Here is a 22,326-nt window from a genome sequence, read left to right as displayed (position 1 = left end):
GGATTGAAGTTTAGAGGTTTTGAGCATTTCCTGGAAGAGGTTTTGAGTTAGAGAGACGGATGATAATATTGTGCTTTGTCTTGTTTAATTCTTTGTTAGCCTATTTGGCAAGGACGCGCGTGATCCCATCATAGCAACCTTGGTAGATAACAAGCGCAAGCTCTTCGGCTTCCTTCTTACTCGCACCTTCTACATTAAAAGAGCTGTTCCAATTGAGCTTACAGGAATTCTTGCCGGTAGACTCGAGTTTTACCCAGGCCTGGTAATTCCGGAAAGGCATCGGGCTGCCGATGAGTTTGATGATTTTATAGCTGAAAGTCATGGCGTTATCATCGAAATACACCAAACGCTCAACAACAATGCCTCCGCCCGCGTCGTCGGAAATCGTAAGATAGCGAACGGCGCCTCCGTGTTCCAAGCGACTTTCTGGAACGGCTGCGTGATAGTCAGGCAACGTGTCGAAGCCTGCGATCAGATTCCAAACGGCGTCTGCCGGAAGATCGAATTCGTGGGAGGTTTCGATGTGTACATCTTTAGCCATGTTTTTGGGTATTTCCGCGTTTAGGGGTGCCTGGCCGAGTCCCGAAATCATCAAGGCGAATAAGAAAAAGCGGCACAGCAAAAAGTTGGGTCTATGTAAACTCATGGAAAAAGACTGTCTATCGCTGACAAAGACTTCTACAAAAAAGCTCATGCTTGAACGTTCAAACCATGTGCAAATCGTGCTCTTGCGATCGTTCAAGCGGATTTGCGATCCGCAACCGGCGTCACTCCGAATCGTGTGCGATAGGATCGAATAAAGCTGGATGCGTTATTGAACCCGCTTTCGCCTCCGATTTCACTGATGGTCTTGCCGGTGGCTTGCACCAGCATCCGCGCATGCTTCAAGCGATTATCCAGAATCCAATTTCCGGGAGTTTGGCCGGTCTTCTGTTTGAAAGCGCGTTTAAAAGAGGAGAGGCTACGATTGGAAAGTCGGGCGTAGTCCTCAAGACTGAGAGGAGTCAGCACGTTTTCGGAAACGATATACTCGGGGTCGGTGCGTTTCTCGTCGAATATTTCGCCAAAGAAAGCCTTCAGCTCGCCTGCGATGGGCGTGTCGAGCAAGAGGAGTAGCAGCTCGTGTAATTTCATTGTGAGGAGCTGTTCCAGAAAACTTCCCTCGTAGCTGAAGCAGCTCATGATCGTATCACGAAAATGTTCCAGGGCCGGAGACATTTCGAGGATCACCATTTCACTGTTCTCGGGAGAAACCGAGCTGGAATTCGTATCCGAAAGATCGAGACCGAGCCAAAATTTCTGGACTGCTGATTCGTTGAAGAAAATCGATATGCTCTCGTATCTGGAATGGTCGGGCACACTCTCGCAAAGCAGGTAGCAGCCACGTTTAAGAAAAATGGCTTTGCCCGCCTCGACTATGATTTCCTTATCCGGAAAGCGAAACTCCTTCGCTCCCTTGGAAACGAAAATGAGCGTGTGCTCCGTCACGAATATATTGCGCGGCTTTTGTTCGACGCGTTGATGGTATTCGCCGAAACAGAGCCCACCGGCTTGCAGGAAGCGACTGTTAGGTTCGCCAGCAAGATCGCCCGGGATACGGAGTAAGTTCGACGTAGATGAAGTATTCACGGTTTTTCTTTAGGCGGTTTTAGGGTGATTTCTCTTCAGGGAATTTCGCTTCAGAAGTGTTTATCCGAGTGCGATTCACCTGAGCGAGCTTGTTAACTTTCCATCCTTCAGAAGTTCTTTCAAACCAAAATTCATATTGGCCGAAAAGCAGCGTGTTATCGATCGGATCGCCATTCTCGTCGTAGTGCCGCGCGTGTAGGGAAGCAACGGCATAGGCAGAGTCTTGCTCTATCATTATCGCGAGCGGGAATCCAAGATGCTGCGTGCTTGTGAAACGCTGGAAAAACTTGTCCAGTGATTTCAGTCTCTCCTGATTGTCGACCTTTGGGTAGCCATCGTCTCTGCGCATCTGGAGCGACTCTTTGAAAATTTCACCATGTAATGGCCAGTTGCGCGTATCGACGCTATAGGCATAGATGGTGATGATATCTTCGATCTCCGCTCGATCGAGCAGGTAGTCGATTTTCGCTTCCAGGGAAGCGGATCGAATTTCCTGGCGAGCCGTCCGCCACGCTTCAGGGGTGATACGCGAAGGTTGGGGATGAAGGGGCGCTTTGGGTTGCGCAACCAGACAGGTGGATAGAAAAAGCGCGGCGAAAAGGGACATAAACAATGGGGCAGAACGGAATTTCGATGGGACATTCATGAGTGGGATGTGCGCAATGATTTCCCTCTAATCTTTGAGAGAATTCGGTCGGGCGCGATTCACAATCATATGCACATGAGGTCTATAATAATGCAAATGAACCAAATTGTGGATTGGCTCACAGCCGCAAGCTGGTCAAAGAAGGTCCCCTCGAATTAGGTGGAAGAATGCATTTGTCGATAAATTAACCCTTTATGCATACCTTTGCTTGTTGATTGCCGAAAGCAAAACAAGCAACTATTACTTAATCCATCCCTACAATTCTGTGCTTCGCCTCTTTTTACGAGGCCGATTTTACAGTGGTCGGGGATTGGCCAGTTGTTTAGTCTTTTCGCTTTCGCCCTATGATGGATTTCAGTTTACCCAAGGTTTCAAACGGCTTTAAAAGCGCCAAGTTAAGGAATTAAAATACAACTTGTTACGAAATTTTATAGTGAATTATCGAACCGCACAAAAAATGACCTTAGAAAAACGCGCTTATGAAGCCTAAAACCGACATGCGCGAAGAGCAGCGTTCCAGCCCGCAACCCGCTTGGTCACGTAGTAATCTACGCTCCCGCGCGGGCTGGCGAACTGCGCCTTGCTCTTCATCACATCTCGGTTTTTTGAAACGTTTGGGTTTACCTCTTTTCAACTCTAAGAACTTCTTTTTGTCATGAACCTGGTTCGCTTTCTTATCACGATTGGAGTGGCCCTGTTGGGCACTAATTTCTCACTCAGAGCCATGGGCGCTGAGACCGTTTCCTTTCCTCCGCACAACTTTACCCTGCCGGACGGCTACACGCTCGAACTAGCGGCAGCACCACCCCTCGTCGATCGGCCCATCCATATGTATTTCGATGAGGATGGCAGCTTGTATGTCACGGATAGTTCCGGAGACACCCGAGTGGGGCCGATTCAGCTGGCGGAACCGAGCCACCGCATTCTGCGCCTGGTCGATACCGACGGCGACGGGGTCTTCGATGAGTCGTCGGTATTTGCCGAGGAGGTACCATTTCCGGAAGGCATTCTGGTTTATAAAGGAGACGTTTATGTAGGAGCCCCACCAAATATATGGAAATTCAGCGACAACGATGGCGACCATGTAGCCGATGAACGAGTGTCCTGGTTTAACAGCGGAACCATAGAACGCTGCGCTAATGACTTGCATGGTCCTTACCTCGGTCCGGACGGCTATTTTTATTGGACCAAGGGAGCTTATGATGAGCAGAACTTTGTCCTTGGAAATGGTAAGGTGCATCAGTCAAAGGCGCCTCATGCCTTTCGAGCCCGACCGGATGGCAGTGAATTGGAAGTCGTCATGACGGGCGGTATGAACAACCCGGTTGGCTTGGCATTCAGTGAAACGGGCGAGCGCTTTCTCAGTGGAACGTTTTTCGTTCTTCCGGCGACTCACCCCGGACAGCGCGACGGTATATTGCATTCGGTTTACGGCGGTGTGTATGGCAGGAAAAACCCAGCTGTCCTGTCGGGTCATCCTCAAACGGGAGATTTTTTGCCTGTGATGACGCATACAGGAGCTGCGGCCCCTTCCGGAGTAATCATGGCCAGGAACAATGCCTTGGGGCTCAAAGGAGACTTGCTTTGCGCCGACTTTAACCTGCGAAGGATATCCAGATACCCGTTGAGTCGCTCCGGTTCGACCTTTGCTTCGGAAGCGGAGGTGCTTCTCGAAGGCGATCAGACGGATTTTCATCCGACCGATGTGATTGAAGATGCCGACGGCAGTTTGCTCGTAGCAGATACGGGAAGCTGGTATATGATGTGTTGTCCGACTTCGCAGGTAGCCAAGCCGCATGTCCTTGGTGGTATTTATCGTATCCGAAAAACAGATGCAGTAGTTCAGGAAGATCCGCGAGGCTATGAGCTGAATTGGGATCAGCCCTCCGTCGCTTACCTTTCCGATGAACGACCGGTAGTCGTGAACCGCGCCATCGAAGCTTTGGCCAGAGAAGAAAATATCGATGAACTGCGTACGGCCAAGGCTGGCGTGCCTGCCTTGTGGTCGCTCCATCGCATCGATGGCTCTGCGGCGCGCAAAGTTTTACGGGAGCGAATCAATCATGGCAGTGCGGACGAGTGCTCGGTGGCCATCCAAAGCGCTTCTCTTTGGCGAGATCAGGCTGCGGTGCCGGCACTACAGAAGGCAATCACTTCTGAGGATGCTCATATTCGCCGACTGGCCGCCATGGCGCTGGGCAGAATCGGCGACCGCTCCTCGATGAGCACGTTGCTGAAAGCAGGCCTCGGTGAACTCGATCCGTTTCTAAAGCACGCCATCACCTACGCGCTGTTTGAAATGGGTGTCGCGGAAGAGGTTTCCGAAAATCATCCCCTGGCGAAACAACTCCGAATCATGGCGGAGGTTGCCCAGAGTGGTCCCAATCCCAATGTCCGGCCCGATATTCTCCAGGCCGATCCGGTCGACACCGATCCTGTCAAAGTAGCTCATCAGTATACGCGCATGGGGGAGCTAAGAGCACATTTCAGTCAGACAAAGGGAGATCCTAAGGGTGGAGAGAAACTCTTTGCCGATGCCTCCAAGTCGCTGTGCATCACCTGTCACAGAATGGGTGATCAAGGACTGCATTTTGGTCCGGATCTAACAAACATTGGCGCCATGCGGGGCAAGTGGGATCTATTGGAAGCCATTGTTTTTCCAAGTTCTTCCATCGTTCGTTATTACGAGAGGGTGCACGTCCGCACCAAGGAGGGTGAATTCTCCGGTATTATTACGGATGAAACCGAGGAAACCATGGTCCTCTCTGCTGCACCGGGAGCGGAAGTTACCATACAGACCGCGGATATTATTGAAGCTCAGTATTCAAATACATCCCTCATGCCTGAGGTGTTTGATGCCCTTTTAAGTCCTGACGATCTTGCAGACATCGTCGCCTACTTATCGCAGGCACGGTAGCCGCAGGCTGGAACACAAATATGGACTCTTGGAAAACTAACGCAAATTACCTAATAATAAGGCGTGTATGCCCTCGAATGGTAGGGCTCGATCGCCGAGCGAGCCGTTGGTCGATGAAATTCGGACGGCTTGGCGATCCGTCCCTACCAAAGTTGCAGATATAGAACTTACCCCGAAATAAGCATGAACGAATCACACAACCCCAAGCGCGGCATCCATCGCCGTGATCTACTCAAAGGGGCGGCTGCCGCCAGCCTGGGTCTTGCCACGGGCGCGATCGGCATTCCTAAAGCCTTTGGGCAAGGGAGTGAGAAGGGGTCGACAATTCCCGTACATTGGCCGGTGGACCTGCCCGGTTTACATGCCTACGCCCAGAAGAGCATTGTTGCGGGTGAGGAAATCGAATTCCGAGTCAGCAGCAGCGTTCCCTATGACCTATCCGTCGTGCAACTGGGGCCGGAGCCGGAGAATCGAGACGATGATCCCGTTCTTGAAAGGGTGCAGGTCGAGAATCCCAAATCTCAGCCCATCCATCCCGGGTCATACGTGCATGTGGCCAAGGGGCTGCCCGATGAGAGACGGCTGACTGAGCTAACCTTGGAAGGCTGGATCCGTCCGTTCAGCCTGGAGGGATGGCAGGGACTGATTACTCAGCACGACTTTCCCGAGCGCAGTGGTATCGGACTGTTTCTCAACGAGGGCCGCATCGCTTTCATGACAGGGTCGGGTGGGAAACACGATCCCGCGTCGCTTCATCAAACCGAGCGGGGGCTTATCAGCGTTCAGAATTGGCATCACGTTGTGGCCAGTTGGGATGGAAAGACAAAACGCATCTACGTCGACGGCAAGCTGGCGGAAGAGTTCTTATTCACCGGAGTCGTCAGACCGGGGCAGACTGCGCTTCGGTTGGGCGCTTTTGGTAACCAAGGCAAGACCTCGAATTTCTACGACGGCGATCTCGCCATGTGTGTGATCTATGACGAGGCGCTGAACGAAGAGCAGATTCAACAACTATTCGCCGATCAAGGACTGACAGCTCCCAAGGATGATTCCGTGTTAGCTTGCTGGCCCTTCACTGAAGAGCGTGGCACTCGGGTCACCGATGCGAGTGCGGACGGCCGCCACGGTCAGATCATTAACCTGGGTACCTGGATGATTGGCGGCCCCAGCTTTGATGCCTCGGCGATTGGTCGCCACGCCACGTCCTACGATCCAACTCAAGATCCGAAACGCGGCCACGGGCTGCGATTGGCCTCCGACGAACTGTACAATGCTCACTGGGACGTGAGCCATCGCTTCAAGATTCCCGCCGACGCCAAATCCGGAGTCTACGCGGGACGGTTTGATTTCGAGGTGGATGGCAAGTCCATGCGCTACTTCACCACCTTCATCGTGCGGCGCCCCGAATCGCGGCCCAAAGCGCCGCTTTTGGTGCTTGTCTCGTCGAATACCTGGCTGGCTTACAACTCGGCTCCGTTCCCGGTCAATCATGGACCGGAGTTGACTCGCCTGGGTACGGGAGGTCTGGAAAGCAGTCACCCGGACGCAGCAACCTACAGTTGTTACCGGGATCACCGCGCTGGGCAACCGACCTACAAAATTGGATTGAATTTACCGTGGCCGGCAGCTGGCCCAAACAAAACCTATATTAATGATTCATACAGCCACTTACTCCGCGGGGAGCGTTTCCTGCATCTCTGGCTGGACAAGCACGGCTACGACTACGATGTCATCACTGACCACGATCTTGATCGAAACCCGGAGGTTCTCGAAGGATACCAGGCCGTGTGTCTCAATGGGCACAGTGAGTACTGGTCGGCCCCCGCTTATGATGGACTCGACAAGTACCTGAAGTCCGGTGGTGCGGCCCTGGTGATGTCGGGAAACACCATGTTCTGGAGGGTCAGTTTTGATGACACCGGCGAGGTGATGGAATGCCGCAAATATGGAACCGGAATTGGTGGACGTGCCAACGCTCAGGTGGGGGAACTTTATCACAGTCACGATTTCAAGCTCGGCAGCCTGATGCGCTTCTGTGGTTATCCTGCCTGGAAAAATGTGGGGCTAACCTGTATTGGGTGGGGCGGCGCGTTTCAACCCTACCGGGTGGAGCAGTCGGATCATTTTCTGTTCAACCAGCCGCACAAGATTGAGCTGAAGCAGGGAGATACCTTTGGGTTTATCAGCGAAGATATGGGAGCCGTAGGCCACGAGTTTGATGTGCGCCTATCGACTTTGCAGCGAGCCACAGCGGATCCGGTCATCAAGGGACTGGTCGAACCCGAAGGCATCATAACTATCGCCAGTAGCCAGGCGTCGCGCAAAGTCCTCGATTTCAACGCTGAGAGTCACCAACCCCGAGTCGGCGGTGAGGAGACCATTGCCGAAATCATTTACTGGGAGCGCCCCGAAGGGGGACGCGTCTTCCATACCGGTTCGATCGCAACGGCGTGGGGTCTCTACCACGACGAGAAAATGAGCATGCTTGTCAGGAACGTGCTGCACCACTTTGGCGTGAAGCGGAAAGGCGAATAGGATGCGATGCCATTTTTCAGATCCCTTCAGCGGCAAGTTAGCCCCGACAAAATTTACCCCAACCAAAAGGCGCGTATGCCGTCGAATGGTAGGGCTCGAAACGGCGATCGAGCCGTTGATCAATGAAATTCGGACGGCTCGGCTACCAAATTAGCTGATATAGGATTTACCCCAAGACAAACATGAACGAATCACACAAACCCAAACGCGGCATCCATCGCCGTGATCTACTCAAAGGGGCGGCCGCCGCAGGCCTGGGCCTTGCCACAAGCGCGATTGGTGTTCCTAATATATTTGGGCAATCGCCTTCGCCAAGCTCAGGACAGGCAGGACGAAACTTGATACAACTCGAGAACGCCAAACCCGGAACGCGCGACTGGTTGCTCACCAATACCCTTACCGACCCCACCATAGGAAGAAGCAACGTGACCAGCGGACGCTGCCCTTGGATTGAAGGCTACTGCTCGGCCAACAGCGTCCGGGCGGGTGAGAAGTTGCAGATTATGGTGAGCACGGATCCGGAGACCGAGTTCAATTTGGAGATCTTTCGCACCGGTTACTACAACGGAGATGGAGCTCGGCTGGTCAGACGATACGACTCACTCAAAGGCGCCCCGCAACCGGTGCCACCCGTCGGCGAAAACTACTTGCACGAATGCCAGTGGGAACCCTCGGTGGAATTGACCATACCCGACGAGTGGTTGAGCGGTGTTTACCTGGGGAAACTGACAGGAGAGTTCAGTGGAATCCAAAGCTACGTTATCTTCATCGTGCGCGATGATCGTCCCTGCGATCTGCTGTTTCAATGCAGCGATCTGACCTGGTCCGCTTACAACCGGTGGCCGACTGATTTTTCGATTTATTCAGCACATGAAGGACGATCCACTACCAGCGTGCCCAGTGGATCCGTGAGCTTCGATCGTCCTTATGCCTTGTTCACCCACCCCGTTAATCGGATCAAAGCATCCGTGGGTTCCGGTGAATACCGGCCCTGGGAATTTCCCTTGGCCTTTTGGCTGGAGCAACATGGCTACGATGTTTCCTACATTTCAAATATCGACACCCATGCCGATCCCGCTAGCTTGCTGCGCACCAAAGGATTCATTTCAGTGGGTCACGATGAGTACTGGTCCTTGCAGATGTACGACAACGTTCTAAAAGCACGTGATGAAGGGGTGAACCTCGCCTTTCTGAGTGCCAATGCCGTTCTCTGTGTTGTTCCCCTGCTGCCTTCCGGAAACGGTACGCCGAACCGCGTCACTCGTCGGGAAGGCTGGTTCTTTCCGCCCGAATATGGAAGCGGAGACGCAAGGCGAAACGTCAATCAGGACGGCTTCGAACCCGTCATGGGGCCGGATGGTGCTTTATTGATGGGAAATCGGACGACTCCTCCGGTCAGGGGAGCCGGCGATTGGACCTGTACTCTGCCGGACCATTGGCTCTTTAAAGGGTCCGGCATGAAGAAGGGAGATTCTATCAAAGGCTTGGTCGGCTGGGAATGGCACGGCGCCCCGATGATGGACCTGCCCGGGATGCAGGTCGTTGCTGAAGGCGAGACCTTGATCAACGGCAAAAATCCGGGCCATTACACCGCCACGATCTACGACGGCCCCAAAGGTAATATCGTGTTTAATGCCGCCACCATCTGGTGGGCCAATGGTTTATCCAGCCCTCCGGGTCACAAAACTCCGGTCAGGCATGGAGTCGCTCAACAAGGAGTCGATCCCCGCGTCCAGCAAATTACTCACAACCTCTTCCAACGCATGATTCGTTCTAAATCTTAAGCCTAATCTCTGGCAAACCATAGCGGCGCTCTCGGCGATAGCGCCCTACCATCGTTGGAATATAAAAAGTTGAAGGGTAGGGTCAGATCGCCGAGCTGACCGATTAGAATTAATAGTAATACCAGATGATGATAAAATATATGAAACCAACCATCTCACTACTTCTGTCCGTTTTACTGGGCTGTGCCTTAAGCAGTGCCAATGACGGAAAACCCAACATCCTCTTCATCGCGATCGATGATTTGAATGACTGGACGGGGATGCTGAAAGGCAACCCCCAGGCCAAAACGCCTCACATGGAGAAGCTGGCTTCTCAAGGCATGCTTTTTACCAATGCGCATTGCGCGGCCCCGGCTTGCGGTCCTTCAAGGTCGGCCATTATGAGCGGGATCAGACCGTCGACTTCAGGTAATTATATCAATAGTAGTTCGTTTATACATAACCCGATACTGAACGACTCGGTTCTACTGCCGGAGTTTTTTCAGCAAAATGGCTACTAGGGGAACAATAATAGGGTCAATGTTCATATTTCATATTTACCTAGCGTGTCAGGGTTGGTCGGGCCGATAAGAACCAACGGAAAATGAAGAATCATGAAGTCTCACGCCAAGGGAGTACCGATATTCGGCTTCGCCAAATGGCTACTCTTTTGGCTGCGTTTTAGGACTTGACCAAGTCACTGGACCTAGTTGACAATTTTGTATGAAGACGATTTTGATTTCAGAGTTTAAGGCCCGGTGTATTGCGATTTTAAAGGAAGCTCAGCGGACCCGCGAACCGGTCCTAGTTACACGTCGCGGGCATCCGTTGGCCCGGATCGAGCCGGTTTATGACAATCCGCCTCCGCGCAAGTTCGGGGCTCTCAAGTCGCGCATGCGGATCAAGGGCGACATCGTCCACAGTGATTTCGATTCGGAGTGGGAATCTTCGATATGAATCTATTGTTGGACACACATGTCTGGGTGTGGTCCCAGGTGGAGCCGGATCGAATAGGACCCAAAGCACGGCGGGTCCTGGAAAACACAGACACGGGCCTGTTTGTAGCCACGCTTTCTTCCCTGGAGATTGCCAGACTCGTTGACGCGGGATCGCTTGAGCTTGACGGAAAATTGGAGTCTTGGATCAAAGATTCTCTTGAGGCCCTGCAATGCGGCTCGCTTGAAATGTCGCACGCGGCTGCTATGGGAGCCTATCAACTGCCGGGAGCGTTTCACAAAGATCCCGCCGACCGCATTCTAGTCGCTACCGCCCGGGAACACGGGTTGACCTTGGTCACTGCAGACGAACGGATTCTAAAATATCGGTCTGTTAAAACACTCGATGCAAGAAAGTAGTTTACATGGGAACTGAAAAGGTGCCGGGCCTAGCTTGCCTCGACATAGTGTTTCAATGCGACGGCGGGTTAACCTCGAAAAGATGAAGAAGCTATAAGTTTCCACACATGATTCGCGAATTTTGCCCTTGAAAGCGACATGACCACAAGAAAGCAGCGCATAATAACAATATCAACCTTGCCTGTCTTTTTTGCCCATTCCTTCCCGACGTTGGTGTTCGCGCGTCAGTATGGTTACCATTTTTCGCTTAATAACTCCAGGAAACCTTTGAGCGCGCACATGCCTCCTTATTTTGAAAGACTGGATGTTGAAGCTTTGGAAATCAGGAATCTTTTATTGGCTCCTATGAGGTCGGAAGTTTTGCAAAAGGTCAGCAAAGGACGTCAGCAACTTTTGACAAACTGCCTTTACCGCAAAGGAGTAGAAAAAAGGAGTATAGTTACGCTTGACATGATTACGGCAGACGGAATTATTGTTAGGTGTGATACAGAGCTTTCGTTGTGAGGAGACCGGCAAGGTGTTCGAGGGCCATTTTTCTCGCAAGCTACCCACGAATATCCAGAAGGTCGCCCACCGGAAACTCTTGCAACTCAATATCGCGGATAAGCTGGGCGACCTGCGAATTCCGCCCGCGAATCGTCTTGAAGAACTGCGCGGGAATCGAAAAAACCAACTCAGCATACGAATCAACCAACAATGGCGAGTCTGCTTCCTGTGGAAACAAGACGGAGCCCACCAAGTCGAAATTGTCGATTACCATTAGCCATGAAGACTTTAACGAAACAGATTCCCCTCTGCACTCCCGGCGAACTTCTGGAGGAAGAATTTTTGAAGCCGATGCAGATAACCGCTTACAGGCTCGCCAAGGACATTCATGTTCCGGCCACGCGCATCCACGCCATCCTAAGGGAGGGTCGGAGCATCACGGCAGACACCGCCTTACGACTGGAACGGTATTTTGGGCTTTCGGAAGGCTATTTCCTCCGGCTCCAGGCAGAGTATGACATCCGCAAGGCCAAACGAGAGAGCGGCCATCGCATTGCCGAAGAAGTGGTTCCTCTTGTTGGATAACTGATTGGGATTTTCTAAAAGGAAAATGTCGGAAAAGTGCCTGTCCTAGCCGTGTCTCGCCATAGCGTTTTAATGCGATGGCGGGTTGTTCAGTATTTCGAAAAGTTGGTGAAAGTATAGGTCAATACATGGTTTCCGGATTTTTCCTTGAAGGCGACGTGACCATAATAAACATCTTAACATTTAAGAGGGTGATAGGATGTCCTCATACTTGTACGGTCAATCTGAAGAAAGATTACCTAGAATATCCTCGATCGTTTCGAGAAGCGTTGGGATATCAGTCTGCACTGCATCGCACAATACCTGGTAGTCCGGGTCATCATAACCATGGCTGAGGTGGTCGCGTGTCCCGGCGATTGGGCTCTTGTGGTCATGTCACTGCGGTTTTTTATCCCTGCAATGGTAGAACTACTGATTGCGGTGCCGAGTCGTTTGGGTTTCTAATAGAGTGCTGGCGTTTGAGAAAATCGAAATGCTTTCATTTTTCAGGCAATCGGATTGCTCCATTTAAGTCCTTCGAATCGGGCGAAGTCTGAGTCGCAACTATGAACTTCCCCTTGTTTTTCTACTGCGATCGCAGCTATGTGCGTGTCGGTAGTCAGGTTGCCCCCGCTGCCAAGGTCTTCGAGGAAATTGAAGAAGATGAGTGGAAATTTTTTACCCGGTTCAAGGATAATAACAGTGGTCTGATCTAACCAGCTCCGGACGCATCCAGTTGCCTCAGCAATTGGCAGAAAATGACGCTATGGGAAGAGGCTACTCATTGCCTTATGATGTTTCGGGTTCCGGGAATTACCCAAGCGGGTGGGCAGTCCGAACGATTTGTATCCCTGCAAGATATTTATCCGACCCTAACCGAACTGTGTGGTATTGAGCCTCCTCGCTATTTGGACGGACGTTCCTTGGTACCTCTGCTTGAAAATCCGATTGCCGCATGGAAGAGTACGGCTATCACTGCTTTTGGTGATCGGTATATAAGCATTCGAACTGAGGTGTTTCGCTATATTCGCTACCGCGACGACCAGGAGGAATTTTATAACAGCGCGCAAGATCCCCATGAATGGACGAATCAAATAAACAACCAGAAATATGCTTCTGCCATAGATGCGCTTCGAACCTCGGTCCCGAAATTATCAGAAATGTACCTGCCGGTGCCATCCAAGAAAAAAGGAAATTAGAAATGAACCCATTGATCAGGATTTCTCTGTTTGCGCTGTTGTTGAGCTTAACACTACAGAATCTGGGTGCCGCTCCGCTCCCTGGAAAAAATGACCGCATTGGCTGGAGCTCTGACGGGAACCGGGTTGATCCGGATGACTGGGCAGCCACCGCGTTGGCGCTTTCCATCTTTGCCAAGATGGGATGGCAGGACAAGTTGGTTCACTTCGACTACAACAACCGGCTCGATAAGACCTATGAGTGGAAAGAGGCCGAGAATTATGAAAGTACTATCGGAGGTGCGAGGAGGTTTGGTTTCAATGAGGAGGTCTTTTTCGATGCACAGCGTGAGCTGGAGGCCGCCGTTGAACATGCGAAAGAAGAAATTAACAAAAGTCATGAAGGCAGTAAATTCTGGTACGTCCAGGCGGGTCCCTTCGAACTTGCTTACCAGGCCCTCTTGCGAGCCGACCCCGAGAAGCGGCAGTACTGCATTCTTGTTTCCCATTCGGAAATCAATGAGCAGGCCGATAAATGGAAACTGGAAGATGGGTCGCCTTCACGCGGTAAAGATGACTGTATCGCCCTGGGTGCGAAGTACTTCTTCACGGAGAAACAAGGTCTGGATAAATTCGGCGGCAAGACTTTCCTTCGGTGGGATCTTGTAGAATGGTTGAAAGACTCGCCGTGCGAAGAATACCGATGGGTGCATTCCCGTTTCCGTGCAACAGCGAAACACAAAGAAAATGGGCTCGATGCTTCCGATGGTGGGATGGCCTTTGTTTTAGCCACAGGCGATCTGAATGGCAACTTCAGTCCAAAGCTGAAGGACTTTTTAGAAACTGACTGGGTTGAATCCCCATCTGCTAAAGAATGAAGGATTTTTTCATTCACATTATCACACCACGCTGAAAGAACTAAACAATGCTTAGTGAAAATGAACGCATTGAGGTTGTAGAAGCCCTCTTAAAAGCCAACGAAACCAAGGTTCAAACGAAACGACCGTCGGCTATGTATCCGCATATCGAGTTTGAGGATGCTTATGCAATATCTGGAGAAGTCGCACGGCGGTTGCAGGCTTCGGGTGCCAAGCTTATTGGTTACAAAGTCGGACTGACCTCGGCCGCCATGCAGCGGTCATCCAATATCGACGAACCGGACTTCGGTTTTCTCTACGAGCATTTCATGATCGAGAATGGAGGACGGGTACCCCGCGCCAATTATTGTGTTCCCCGCGTCGAATTGGAATTGGCATTTATCCTCAAGAAAGCACTCAAGGGGCCGGGCATAACCATGGAAGAAGTGATGGATGCAACGGAGTGCGTTGTGCCAAGTATTGAGATTATTGATGCGCGGGTCGACGAGCCGCGGAAGGTATATGATACGATTTCCGACAATGGCGCTGGCGCTGGCATCGTCCTGGGAGACAAACGTCTGGATCCATACAGTATAGACCTGCGGCTGGTGCCAGGTATTCTTTATCGGAATAACAAGATCGAAGAGACCGGACTTTCCTGCGGTGTTATGGATCACCCGGCAAATTCAGTTGCCTGGTTGGCGAACAAACAATCCTCCCTCGGTTATTCCCTCGAGCCAGGTCAAATGCTGTTGGCCGGATCTTTTGTGCGGCCGGTGTGGGCCGAAGTGGGCGACACTATTACTGCGGACTTTGCTGATCTGGGAAAGGTATCTATTCAGTTTGTATAGCCCGGTGATTTCTTTTAGAACCCCCCATAATTCAAATGCCCATGAACCCAATTAATTCCAGTCTTTCCATCCAGAATTACGTTCCAACCATTGCTGATACCGGGGAGATTGAGATCCCTTCCATGGTGGAGGTAAAGCAACGGTTTCCCGATGAACAGGTCAGCGATATTCGCCAGGCGGTTTTGGATGCATTGGCTCCGTTCTCGACCCTCGATTTAAAGGGAAAACAGATTGCCGTTACGGCAGGGAGTCGAGGCATTCATGGTATGGTTGAAACCCTGCAGGCAATCGTCAGTCAATTGTTGGCGTGGGGAGCCAACCCGTTCCTGGTGCCAGCTATGGGCAGTCATGGTGGGGCAACGGCGGAAGGCCAGGTTGCGGTCTTGGAAAATCTCGGAATTACTGAGGCAACGATAGGAGCCCCGGTTCGCGCTTCGATGGACGTGGTTGAGCTGGGTCGTATTCAAGGCAATACCCCGGTTTGTTGTGATCGCCTTGCTTTCGAGTCCGATGGAATTGTCGTTTGCAACCGCATAAAGGCGCACACGAGCTTTGCCGGTGACTATGAAAGCGGATTACTCAAAATGATGGTGATCGGTCTTGGCAAACACGTTGGAACGGCCGGCTTACATCGGCTGGGGTTTGGAGCCTTTGCGAAGGTAGTGCCCGAGGCTGCAGCCGTCATATTAGACAAGGCGCCGATCCTGTTTGGAGTTGGCCTGGTCGAAAATGCTTACAGCCAAGTCGCTCGAATTGAAGCCATATCGCCGGATTTGTTTTTTGATCGGGAAAAGGAAATGCTTGTGTTTGCCAAATCGATCATGGGCCGCCTTTTAGTTTCGGAAATAGACATTCTGGTCGTTGACGAACTGGGAAAGGACGTCAGTGGCGCTGGCATGGACCCTAATGTAACCGGACGTTCAGCCAGTGGATTGAGGCGAGCTGATGCACCATCGATTGGAAGAATTATTGTGAGGGATCTTTCCAAAAAAACAGCCGGCAATTCCCTCGGCATGGGAATGGCCGATTTTATGTGCAAGCGTGCGGCAGACAAAGTGGATTTGTCGAGTGCCTATACCAACGCCATCACTGCAGGTGTCACACAGGGAGCGAGACTTCCGATCATTGCTGTCTCGGATCGAGACGCCATTTCACTGGCTATTCGATCGAGTATTGGGTCGCTATCAGAAGAAAAACGAATCGTCCATATCCTGAATACAAAATCATTGGATACCATCTGGTTGTCGTCCGCATTCCTTCCTGAAATTTCTGAAAGAAAAGACATGACCATTATTGGCCAACCGAGACCCTATGAGTTCGATGAATCCGGTTCGATTTCCTGGCCAACAACAAGGCCGTAAATTCATCCTTTCAGAAGCTGGGTTGTTGTGATGTGATTTCGACCTATGCGCTTATCTTAAAGGATAGACATTATCAGATGAAGCTTTTGAGTAGCTTGGATTAGAATCCTTATTTCCCTAATGAAAACAATAACGAGATTTCTTTTTTCTCTCAGCTTCGTGGCGTTTGCCGTAAGTGCTGAAGCCAAATTCAAAGTATTGATCATGGACGGTCAGAATAACCATACTGTCTGGCCCAAGTCGACGATCATGATGAAACAATACCTCGAGGAGTCCGGACTCTTCGAAGTCGATATCGACCGCACTCGATATACCTGGAAAGGCGAAACAAAAGAAGGCGCCTGGCTGCCGCTCGCTGGCGTGGGAAAAACGGAAGACCTGGGAGAACCCAAGGCGGATCCAGGTTTTAATCCTTCCTTTGCCCGCTACGATGTTGTGATCTCAAACTTCGGCAATAACGCTGCTGATTGGCCTGTCGAAACCCAACGCGCGTTCGAAGCCTACGTGAAGAATGGCGGAGGTTTTGTGTCGGTGCACGCTGCAGACAACTCGTTTGGGCAGTGGGACGAATACAACCGAATGATCGGCCTCGGCGGGTGGGGTGGACGTACACCGGAAAGTGGTCCTTACGTTTACTATAATCATGACGGAGAGCTCGTACGCGATGAAGATCCATCCGGCAAAGCGGGTGGCCATGGAAAGCAACATGAGTTTCAAATCACCGTGCGAAATTCCAGTCATCCGATCACAAAAGGGCTGCCGAAACGTTGGCTCACAGCACAGGACGAATGCTACGCAACCCTCCGCGGTCCGGCTGAGAATATGACTGTTCTCGCTACTGGTAAGGATACGACCGAAAATGCTCCTAGCGACCGCCACGAACCGTCTCTGATGGTAATCAATTACGGCAAGGGGCGCGTCTTTCACACCACACTCGGCCACGACACGCCAGCCCTGGAAGGTGTTAGTTTTATCACCACCTTCCTGCGCGGCACCGAATGGGCAGCGACTGGCAAGGTCACTCAAGCGATCCCTGTCGATTTTCCAAGCACCGAGAAAGCCAATAAACGGACGTTCACGCTAAAGGACTAAATCTTCTTCGCTTTCTGTTTCTGGATGTTCAGGCATCTCCAAATATTATCGTCTATCTCTCAGACGATTTATGGCCTTGAATGGACAATTTCGCGGTGACAAACAGACCATCTTCAACGGTGGATTTGCAGTTCCATTCATATCCACTAGCCCAAGTATGACGATAGTAGAACTACCCAAGACGTTCTTATCAACACTGCAGATATATTCGCAGCTATTGCTGATCTGGTTTCAGGGAAAATTCCATAGACCAGATTTCAATCATTCAAGTTAAGCAGCGGTTCTGGATTTCCAAAGTCCTACTCCTGCGACAAGAGCCTGAATTCAGATTCCGAAGACTTGCTTCATATGTTGCCGTGCCTCTTGGACAGCAGGCGTGCCTGGCCATTCTTTGCGGTACCGACCCCGCTCTTCTTCAACTAGCAGCCAACCGCTCCATGCCGCCTTTTGAAGTTTCTCTGCGAGAGCTACCCCATCAAGAACTCCTTGTCCGAGAATTACCTGCCTATCGTCGCGAGTATCTTTGACATGAATACCGGCGATGCGTTTGTGGCGGTGGATAAAGTAATTTACAAGGTCGACCTCCGCTTGGATCGCAGCATCGGTGCAAAGCCATACACTAAACAAGGCCGGATCGCTACGCTCGAGTATATCATCTATTTCGGCTCCCCCTAGAAGAAAGTCATCTACATGATGGTGATAAGTGAGTTTAACGCCCTTGCTTTGACAGTACTCACCTATCTTGAGAAGCGCATCTATTTTTCGTTTCAAGGCAGCGCGATCAAGCTGACCTTCGACCGCAACTCCTCGACCGCTTAGTATCAAGTATTCTGCACCCAGGCCGCTCGCACCATCGGCCATCTCTTGCAGGAAAGTGAATGGCGGGATGGAGGTCTCCGGCTCATACTGGTCTGGCGCGGCGATGTGCATGCCAACAAACTCCAGACCGGTTGCTTCCAACTTCGCTCTTGCCAGCTCTGGGTTTGAAAACGTTTCTTGTACATTCCGAAAGGATGTCTCATAGCCCCGGAACCCCAGAGTTTTTATCGTCTTGAGAACAGAGATCAAATCATCCATTCCATTAGATATGGGCCACGCGTTTGTCTGGCAGGCGGGTCGTGCCATCAGCTTTGGCGCGGCGCGGCACGCTGTCCCTGATAGGGCGGATATACCCAGCCCGATCCCTCCTAACTTGGCGAGGAAAGTACGTCTGGGAAAGCAAAATGTTTCCTTCTTTTCCGAATGGAAAGCTGCAGTCCAGGGAAAGCGATCTTGATAAGACATAACGGATATTACAGTGACGGCCAAGCCTGGCTCAAGCCCAATTACCAACATGTCTTTCTCCTGGACTCCCTAGCAAACGGTGCTCCGAATCGAACTACAGAGTCACCCAGGTCGAGTTTTCGGCGCTTTCGAATAGGGCGTCGATGACGGTCATGTTTTCAATGGCGTCTGCCAGAGGAGTGGGGGTTGGAGTGTTTTCAAGAATTGCTTTGGAGAATGCGTCTCCCTGAAGTTGATACTGGTTGCATATTGGAAAACGCTTTTCCTCGATTCCTTCGTTGCTATGAATCCATAAGCGCGTTTCGGCATCGGGTGGTGCGTTGAAAGGTATTTCGATTTCGATTCTACCTGTCGTACCTGCAATGTGGACACGTTGGTAGGGGATGAGCTGGGTTGAACAGGTAAAGGTGCTGGTTCCAGATTCAAAGTCGAGCACACCTGATGTCATTCGATCGGTTTTAAATTCTGGATCCCTGTCGACGATACCTATGACGCGTTTGGGTTGTTTGCCGAAAAGAAAGCGCGCCAGGGATATGCTGTAGCAGCCAATGTCCATGAGCCCGCCTCCTCCAATGTCCACTCTATTACGAACATTATTGGGGTCATTATTGAAGTAGGAAAAGAAGGAGTGGATGGTTTTTAGTTCTCCGATATTTCCATTTTTCACCAAGTCTTTTGCGTGGATCCATTGAGGATGAAAGCGATACATAAAGGCCTCCATTACTTTAAGGTGTGGGTAATCCGCAGCGGCATGCAACAGACGACTGGCATCCTTGGTATCAAGCCCCAGAGGCTTTTCACAAAGTACATGCTTCCCTGCTTTGAGTGCCTTGATAGACCAATCGACGTGCAAGTGATTGGGCAAGGGATTATAAATAGCGTCGATATCAGGATCGGCCAGCAACTCTTCATAACTGCCATAGGCTTTGGGGATACCCAATTTATCGGCAGCCGCCCTGGCTTTGTTGATATCGCGTGACGACATGGCTGCAATGTCGCAAATTTCAGATTGCAACATGCCAGGAAGAACGCGTGCCAGGCCGATATTCGCAGTGCTAATAATTCCCCATCTAACTTTTTCCATGTTCAGGGTCTAACCAACCCTTTGGCAGCGAACAATCGAAAAGTTATCTAAGGCTCTTATAGTCTTCGAGTAGCTTTATATGGGAGTTCTTGTAGTTCACGATGTCTGCACCATGGATGAGCATGGTGGCTCCGAGGTCCTGCATGAACTTTGCGTTATCCATATCGAATATCATGGTGCCAAACGCCTTGCCGGCTGCGAGGGTGTCGTTTGCGATCTGTTTTGCTATTGAAAGAATAGACGGGTCTTTCGTCTGGCCGGGTATACCGTTCATCAATGACATGTCACCTGGACCAAGAAAAATGCAATCAACGTCTTCGATTTCTGCGATTTCCCGAACATGGGGTAGGGCGGCAGGTGATTCGATTTGAATGGTGATCCAGGTTTCAGCGTTAGCCGCATCGGTGTAGCCATCAGCCGGGTATTGTCCGTAGTTATTGTCTGCATTGCCCCCGTCAAACCCACGTTCACCTATGGGAAAGAATTTTGAAAATTGGATTACTTTTTTGGCTTCCTCTACGGATTCACACCGTGGATACATGATGCCGGTTGCCCCGGCTTCCAGGATTCTTCCCATACGCATGTATTCCCAGCGAGCGGGTCGGGCCAGAATATCCACGTCTCCAACGCGAGTTGCTCTTGTGAGGTTTGCAAAGGTTTCGACGCTTTTGTCCGAGTGTTCCAGATCGTACCAAAGGAAATCAAAATCCATCTGACTGAGTACCTCCGAATGAACCGGATCGATAGACTTAATAAGGGTCCCGAGGGCGAGGCCTCCGTCTTTCCAGATTTTCTTAACTTTACTTGTTCGCATAATTGAATGGATAGGTGTTTATTAAGCCCTGCCTATCTCAATTGTCTGGTACATTCAAGATACAAGCTGATCGTGATTAAGGATGACGGCTTGTCTTGAATGATCCGTTTAAATTGAATTAGTTTTTAAATCATGCCTTTATCACACTCGACACTTCTCCATTTAAAACGCTGGAATACTCCGACCATTTATAATGGCTGGGAACAAATTACCCGGCATGATCGAACCCGAGATGCTTTCAATATAGAGCCGACGACCGACTTCATGCCACAGATGGGCCCCATGGTCGGATACGCTATAACCCTCAGAATCGAACCTTCGAATCCCAGTCATGCGGAAAACAAAGCCCTTACCTGGGCAAAGTATCGTGAATATGTCGCGAGCCTTCCGGGTCCCAAGATTGTCGTGATTCAGGATCTCGACAAACCGAGGACCATCGGGTCGTTTTGGGGTGAAGTGAACAGCAACATTCACAAAGCCTTGGGTTGTGTTGGTACGATTACCGATGGTGCCATTCGCGATGTGGATGAAATGACAAATGCAGGATTTAAAGCCCTGGCGAAGCGATTGTGCGTCGGGCATGCCTACAGTACGCCTGTAGAGTGGAATTGTCCGGTTAAAGTGTTTGGGCAAACGATTCAACCCGGACAATTGATACATGCCGACAAGCATGGGTTTATGGCGATACCAGCTGAAGATGAAGAACGATTATTGGATGCAGCTATTTTTATGGATCAGAACGAATGCAATACCGTTATCCCCGCCGCGAGGTCCTCGAGCGGAAAATCAACAAGCATAATCCTCGACAATATTAATGAAGCCGGTAATGCTTTTGGTAAAGCCGTGAAGGAGAAGTTTAGCGGCCATGGTGAATGGTAGACGAGGATTTATATATGAAAATTGTAGTTTTAGATGGATATGCACTTAACCCGGGTGATCTCAGTTGGGCAGAGTTTGAAGCGTTGGGTGACCTTACGGTTTACGACCGTTCGACGCCCGAAGAAGCTGTTGAGCGAGCTCGAGGTTGCGATGCGCTTATCACCAACAAAGCCCTTGTCTCCTCGGAAATTATACATAACGAGGAATCGCTCCAATACATCGGTGTCCTCGCGACCGGCGTTAACATCGTCGATGTTGATGCAGCGACTGAACTAAATATTCCGGTTTGCAATGTAGTTGGCTATGGCCCCGAGTCGGTGGCTCAAATGGTCTTTGCCCACATTCTGAATTTTACTCACCGTATTGCTGAACAATCTGCCGATGCCAAGGCAGGTGGATGGGCACGAAGCCCTGATTTCTGTTACTGGAATCATCCGTTAATTGAATTAAAAGACCTGACGCTGGGCATCATAGGATTTGGACAGATTGGGGAGGCGTGTGCGAAAATCGGCCATGGCTTTGGCATGGATGTGACCGCCTATACCCATGATTTCACCAAAATTTTGCCTTCGGGTGTTTCGTGGAGGAGCCTCGGAGAATTGTTCAGCGAAAGTGATATTGTCACGTTGCACTGCCCTCTGACCGAGAAAACAGAAAACCTGGTTGATGAAGAGCGCATTCAGCAGATGAAAAAAACGGCCATCCTGATCAACACTGGTCGAGGACAACTGGTGGATGAAGAGGCATTGGCAAAAGCATTGAACGAAGGTCGCATTGCCGGTGCCGGACTCGATGTACTTTCCACCGAACCACCCGATCCTAACAACCCATTGCTGAGCGCCAAGAACTGTTTCATTACACCCCACACTGCTTGGGCTACCCAAGCTGCTCGCAGCCGACTAATGAGTATGGCGGCCGATAACTTAAAAGCTTTCCAGGACGGTGAAGTCACTAATTGCGTGAATCTATAGTCTTTGACCATTTTAACTATAAATAGTCGCAACTATTCCGGTTTAGCGAACCGACGTGGA

23 protein-coding genes are annotated in these 22,326 nt (G+C 50.8%); 17 read left to right on the top strand and 6 right to left on the bottom strand.

The features are described from left to right. Positions 1-100: 100 nt before the first annotated feature. From O3C43_02065 to O3C43_02055, 3 genes are all read right to left on the bottom strand, one after another. Entirely contained in the window at positions 101-646 is a 546-nt protein-coding gene (locus tag O3C43_02065) for an SRPBCC family protein (protein MDA1065268.1), read from the bottom strand. Positions 647-738: 92 nt separating this feature from the next. Further along, positions 739-1,629: a helix-turn-helix transcriptional regulator gene (locus O3C43_02060; GenBank protein MDA1065267.1), complete on the bottom strand. Its 891-nt coding sequence runs from the start codon at positions 1,627-1,629 to the stop codon at positions 739-741. Positions 1,630-1,648: 19 nt separating this feature from the next. Then, positions 1,649-2,236 (bottom strand): nuclear transport factor 2 family protein, encoded by a 588-nt coding sequence (locus tag O3C43_02055; protein ID MDA1065266.1) that lies wholly within the window; start codon positions 2,234-2,236, stop codon positions 1,649-1,651. A gap of 694 nt (positions 2,237-2,930) precedes the next feature. Between O3C43_02055 and O3C43_02050 the strand changes: the two genes are divergently transcribed. The 15 genes from O3C43_02050 to O3C43_01980 all read left to right on the top strand — a co-directional run bounded on the left by O3C43_02050 (position 2,931) and on the right by O3C43_01980 (position 17,234). Further along, positions 2,931-5,192, top strand: a complete 2,262-nt coding sequence (locus tag O3C43_02050; GenBank protein ID MDA1065265.1) for a HEAT repeat domain-containing protein — start codon at positions 2,931-2,933, stop codon at positions 5,190-5,192. 183 nt (positions 5,193-5,375) lie between these two features. After that, positions 5,376-7,727 carry a LamG domain-containing protein gene (locus tag O3C43_02045; protein MDA1065264.1) on the top strand — a complete coding sequence of 784 codons (2,352 nt, stop codon included), beginning with the start codon at positions 5,376-5,378 and terminating at the stop codon, positions 7,725-7,727. A 182-nt stretch (positions 7,728-7,909) separates the two neighbouring features. Then, positions 7,910-9,511 carry a twin-arginine translocation signal domain-containing protein gene (locus tag O3C43_02040; GenBank protein MDA1065263.1) on the top strand — a complete coding sequence of 534 codons (1,602 nt, stop codon included), beginning with the start codon at positions 7,910-7,912 and terminating at the stop codon, positions 9,509-9,511. Between the two features lie 125 nt (positions 9,512-9,636). Then, a complete protein-coding gene (locus O3C43_02035; GenBank protein ID MDA1065262.1) occupies positions 9,637-10,011 on the top strand; it encodes a sulfatase-like hydrolase/transferase in 375 nt (124 codons plus the stop codon). Positions 10,012-10,213: 202 nt separating this feature from the next. Continuing rightward, positions 10,214-10,447, top strand: coding sequence for a type II toxin-antitoxin system Phd/YefM family antitoxin (locus tag O3C43_02030; protein MDA1065261.1), 234 nt, complete (start codon positions 10,214-10,216; stop codon positions 10,445-10,447). After that, a complete protein-coding gene (locus tag O3C43_02025) occupies positions 10,444-10,845 on the top strand; it encodes a type II toxin-antitoxin system VapC family toxin (GenBank protein ID MDA1065260.1) in 402 nt (133 codons plus the stop codon). Before O3C43_02030 ends, O3C43_02025 begins: the two co-directional genes overlap by 4 nt. A 138-nt stretch (positions 10,846-10,983) precedes the next feature. Next, the gene (locus O3C43_02020) at positions 10,984-11,349 is read left to right on the top strand and encodes a hypothetical protein (protein ID MDA1065259.1); all 366 of its coding nucleotides are present in this window, start codon (positions 10,984-10,986) and stop codon (positions 11,347-11,349) included. Further along, on the top strand, positions 11,327-11,608 hold the full coding sequence (locus O3C43_02015; GenBank protein ID MDA1065258.1) for a type II toxin-antitoxin system RelE/ParE family toxin: 282 nt from the start codon (positions 11,327-11,329) through the stop codon (positions 11,606-11,608). The genes O3C43_02020 and O3C43_02015 overlap by 23 nt, the downstream gene beginning before the upstream one ends. Positions 11,609-11,610: 2 nt before the next feature. Next, a complete protein-coding gene (locus tag O3C43_02010) occupies positions 11,611-11,916 on the top strand; it encodes a HigA family addiction module antitoxin (protein MDA1065257.1) in 306 nt (101 codons plus the stop codon). Positions 11,917-12,461: 545 nt separating this feature from the next. Further along, positions 12,462-12,611 carry a hypothetical protein gene (locus O3C43_02005; protein ID MDA1065256.1) on the top strand — a complete coding sequence of 50 codons (150 nt, stop codon included), beginning with the start codon at positions 12,462-12,464 and terminating at the stop codon, positions 12,609-12,611. A 42-nt stretch (positions 12,612-12,653) separates the two neighbouring features. Next, positions 12,654-13,094: a hypothetical protein gene (locus O3C43_02000; protein ID MDA1065255.1), complete on the top strand. Its 441-nt coding sequence runs from the start codon at positions 12,654-12,656 to the stop codon at positions 13,092-13,094. 2 nt (positions 13,095-13,096) lie between these two features. Then, complete coding sequence (locus O3C43_01995) at positions 13,097-13,951, top strand: hypothetical protein (GenBank protein ID MDA1065254.1); 855 nt, start codon at positions 13,097-13,099, stop codon at positions 13,949-13,951. A gap of 47 nt (positions 13,952-13,998) precedes the next feature. Continuing rightward, positions 13,999-14,781 (top strand): fumarylacetoacetate hydrolase family protein, encoded by a 783-nt coding sequence (locus O3C43_01990; GenBank protein ID MDA1065253.1) that lies wholly within the window; start codon positions 13,999-14,001, stop codon positions 14,779-14,781. Positions 14,782-14,822: 41 nt separating this feature from the next. Next, positions 14,823-16,142, top strand: a complete 1,320-nt coding sequence (locus O3C43_01985) for a lactate racemase domain-containing protein (protein MDA1065252.1) — start codon at positions 14,823-14,825, stop codon at positions 16,140-16,142. Positions 16,143-16,262: 120 nt separating this feature from the next. After that, positions 16,263-17,234, top strand: a complete 972-nt coding sequence (locus O3C43_01980) for a ThuA domain-containing protein (GenBank protein MDA1065251.1) — start codon at positions 16,263-16,265, stop codon at positions 17,232-17,234. Positions 17,235-17,558: 324 nt separating this feature from the next. Here the strand turns inward: O3C43_01980 and O3C43_01975 are convergent, their stop codons facing one another. The 3 genes from O3C43_01975 to O3C43_01965 all read right to left on the bottom strand — a co-directional run bounded on the left by O3C43_01975 (position 17,559) and on the right by O3C43_01965 (position 20,416). Further along, positions 17,559-18,518, bottom strand: a complete 960-nt coding sequence (locus O3C43_01975) for a TIM barrel protein (GenBank protein MDA1065250.1) — start codon at positions 18,516-18,518, stop codon at positions 17,559-17,561. Between the two features lie 94 nt (positions 18,519-18,612). Beyond that, a complete protein-coding gene (locus tag O3C43_01970; GenBank protein ID MDA1065249.1) occupies positions 18,613-19,602 on the bottom strand; it encodes a Gfo/Idh/MocA family oxidoreductase in 990 nt (329 codons plus the stop codon). 43 nt (positions 19,603-19,645) lie between these two features. Continuing rightward, positions 19,646-20,416, bottom strand: coding sequence for an aldolase/citrate lyase family protein (locus O3C43_01965; protein ID MDA1065248.1), 771 nt, complete (start codon positions 20,414-20,416; stop codon positions 19,646-19,648). Between the two features lie 132 nt (positions 20,417-20,548). Between O3C43_01965 and O3C43_01960 the strand changes: the two genes are divergently transcribed. Both O3C43_01960 and O3C43_01955 read left to right on the top strand, forming a co-directional pair. Continuing rightward, positions 20,549-21,295, top strand: a complete 747-nt coding sequence (locus O3C43_01960) for an RraA family protein (protein ID MDA1065247.1) — start codon at positions 20,549-20,551, stop codon at positions 21,293-21,295. Between the two features lie 14 nt (positions 21,296-21,309). Further along, a complete protein-coding gene (locus tag O3C43_01955) occupies positions 21,310-22,266 on the top strand; it encodes a D-2-hydroxyacid dehydrogenase (GenBank protein ID MDA1065246.1) in 957 nt (318 codons plus the stop codon). Positions 22,267-22,326 lie beyond the last annotated feature (60 nt).

It is taken from the genome of Verrucomicrobiota bacterium (assembly GCA_027622555.1).
In the GTDB taxonomy this organism is placed as follows: Bacteria; Verrucomicrobiota; Verrucomicrobiia; order Opitutales; family UBA2995; genus UBA2995.
This window is presented reverse-complemented; position numbering and strand designations above follow the sequence as displayed.

Coding starts and splice junctions, on each gene's coding strand:
- O3C43_01955 (MDA1065246.1), top strand. CDS start 21,310: ATGAAAATTGTAGTTTTAGATGGATATGCACTTAACCCGGGTGATCTC.
- O3C43_01960 (MDA1065247.1), top strand. CDS start 20,549: ATGCCTTTATCACACTCGACACTTCTCCATTTAAAACGCTGGAATACT.
- O3C43_01995 (MDA1065254.1), top strand. CDS start 13,097: ATGAACCCATTGATCAGGATTTCTCTGTTTGCGCTGTTGTTGAGCTTA.
- O3C43_01980 (MDA1065251.1), top strand. CDS start 16,263: ATGAAAACAATAACGAGATTTCTTTTTTCTCTCAGCTTCGTGGCGTTT.
- O3C43_01975 (MDA1065250.1), bottom strand. CDS start 18,518: ATGTCTTATCAAGATCGCTTTCCCTGGACTGCAGCTTTCCATTCGGAA.
- O3C43_02045 (MDA1065264.1), top strand. CDS start 5,376: ATGAACGAATCACACAACCCCAAGCGCGGCATCCATCGCCGTGATCTA.
- O3C43_01965 (MDA1065248.1), bottom strand. CDS start 20,416: ATGCGAACAAGTAAAGTTAAGAAAATCTGGAAAGACGGAGGCCTCGCC.
- O3C43_02065 (MDA1065268.1), bottom strand. CDS start 646: ATGAGTTTACATAGACCCAACTTTTTGCTGTGCCGCTTTTTCTTATTC.
- O3C43_01985 (MDA1065252.1), top strand. CDS start 14,823: ATGAACCCAATTAATTCCAGTCTTTCCATCCAGAATTACGTTCCAACC.
- O3C43_02005 (MDA1065256.1), top strand. CDS start 12,462: ATGAACTTCCCCTTGTTTTTCTACTGCGATCGCAGCTATGTGCGTGTC.
- O3C43_02035 (MDA1065262.1), top strand. CDS start 9,637: ATGATGATAAAATATATGAAACCAACCATCTCACTACTTCTGTCCGTT.
- O3C43_02055 (MDA1065266.1), bottom strand. CDS start 2,236: ATGTCCCTTTTCGCCGCGCTTTTTCTATCCACCTGTCTGGTTGCGCAA.
- O3C43_02040 (MDA1065263.1), top strand. CDS start 7,910: ATGAACGAATCACACAAACCCAAACGCGGCATCCATCGCCGTGATCTA.
- O3C43_02050 (MDA1065265.1), top strand. CDS start 2,931: ATGAACCTGGTTCGCTTTCTTATCACGATTGGAGTGGCCCTGTTGGGC.
- O3C43_02025 (MDA1065260.1), top strand. CDS start 10,444: ATGAATCTATTGTTGGACACACATGTCTGGGTGTGGTCCCAGGTGGAG.
- O3C43_01970 (MDA1065249.1), bottom strand. CDS start 19,602: ATGGAAAAAGTTAGATGGGGAATTATTAGCACTGCGAATATCGGCCTG.
- O3C43_02010 (MDA1065257.1), top strand. CDS start 11,611: ATGAAGACTTTAACGAAACAGATTCCCCTCTGCACTCCCGGCGAACTT.
- O3C43_02030 (MDA1065261.1), top strand. CDS start 10,214: ATGAAGACGATTTTGATTTCAGAGTTTAAGGCCCGGTGTATTGCGATT.
- O3C43_02000 (MDA1065255.1), top strand. CDS start 12,654: ATGACGCTATGGGAAGAGGCTACTCATTGCCTTATGATGTTTCGGGTT.
- O3C43_01990 (MDA1065253.1), top strand. CDS start 13,999: ATGCTTAGTGAAAATGAACGCATTGAGGTTGTAGAAGCCCTCTTAAAA.
- O3C43_02020 (MDA1065259.1), top strand. CDS start 10,984: ATGACCACAAGAAAGCAGCGCATAATAACAATATCAACCTTGCCTGTC.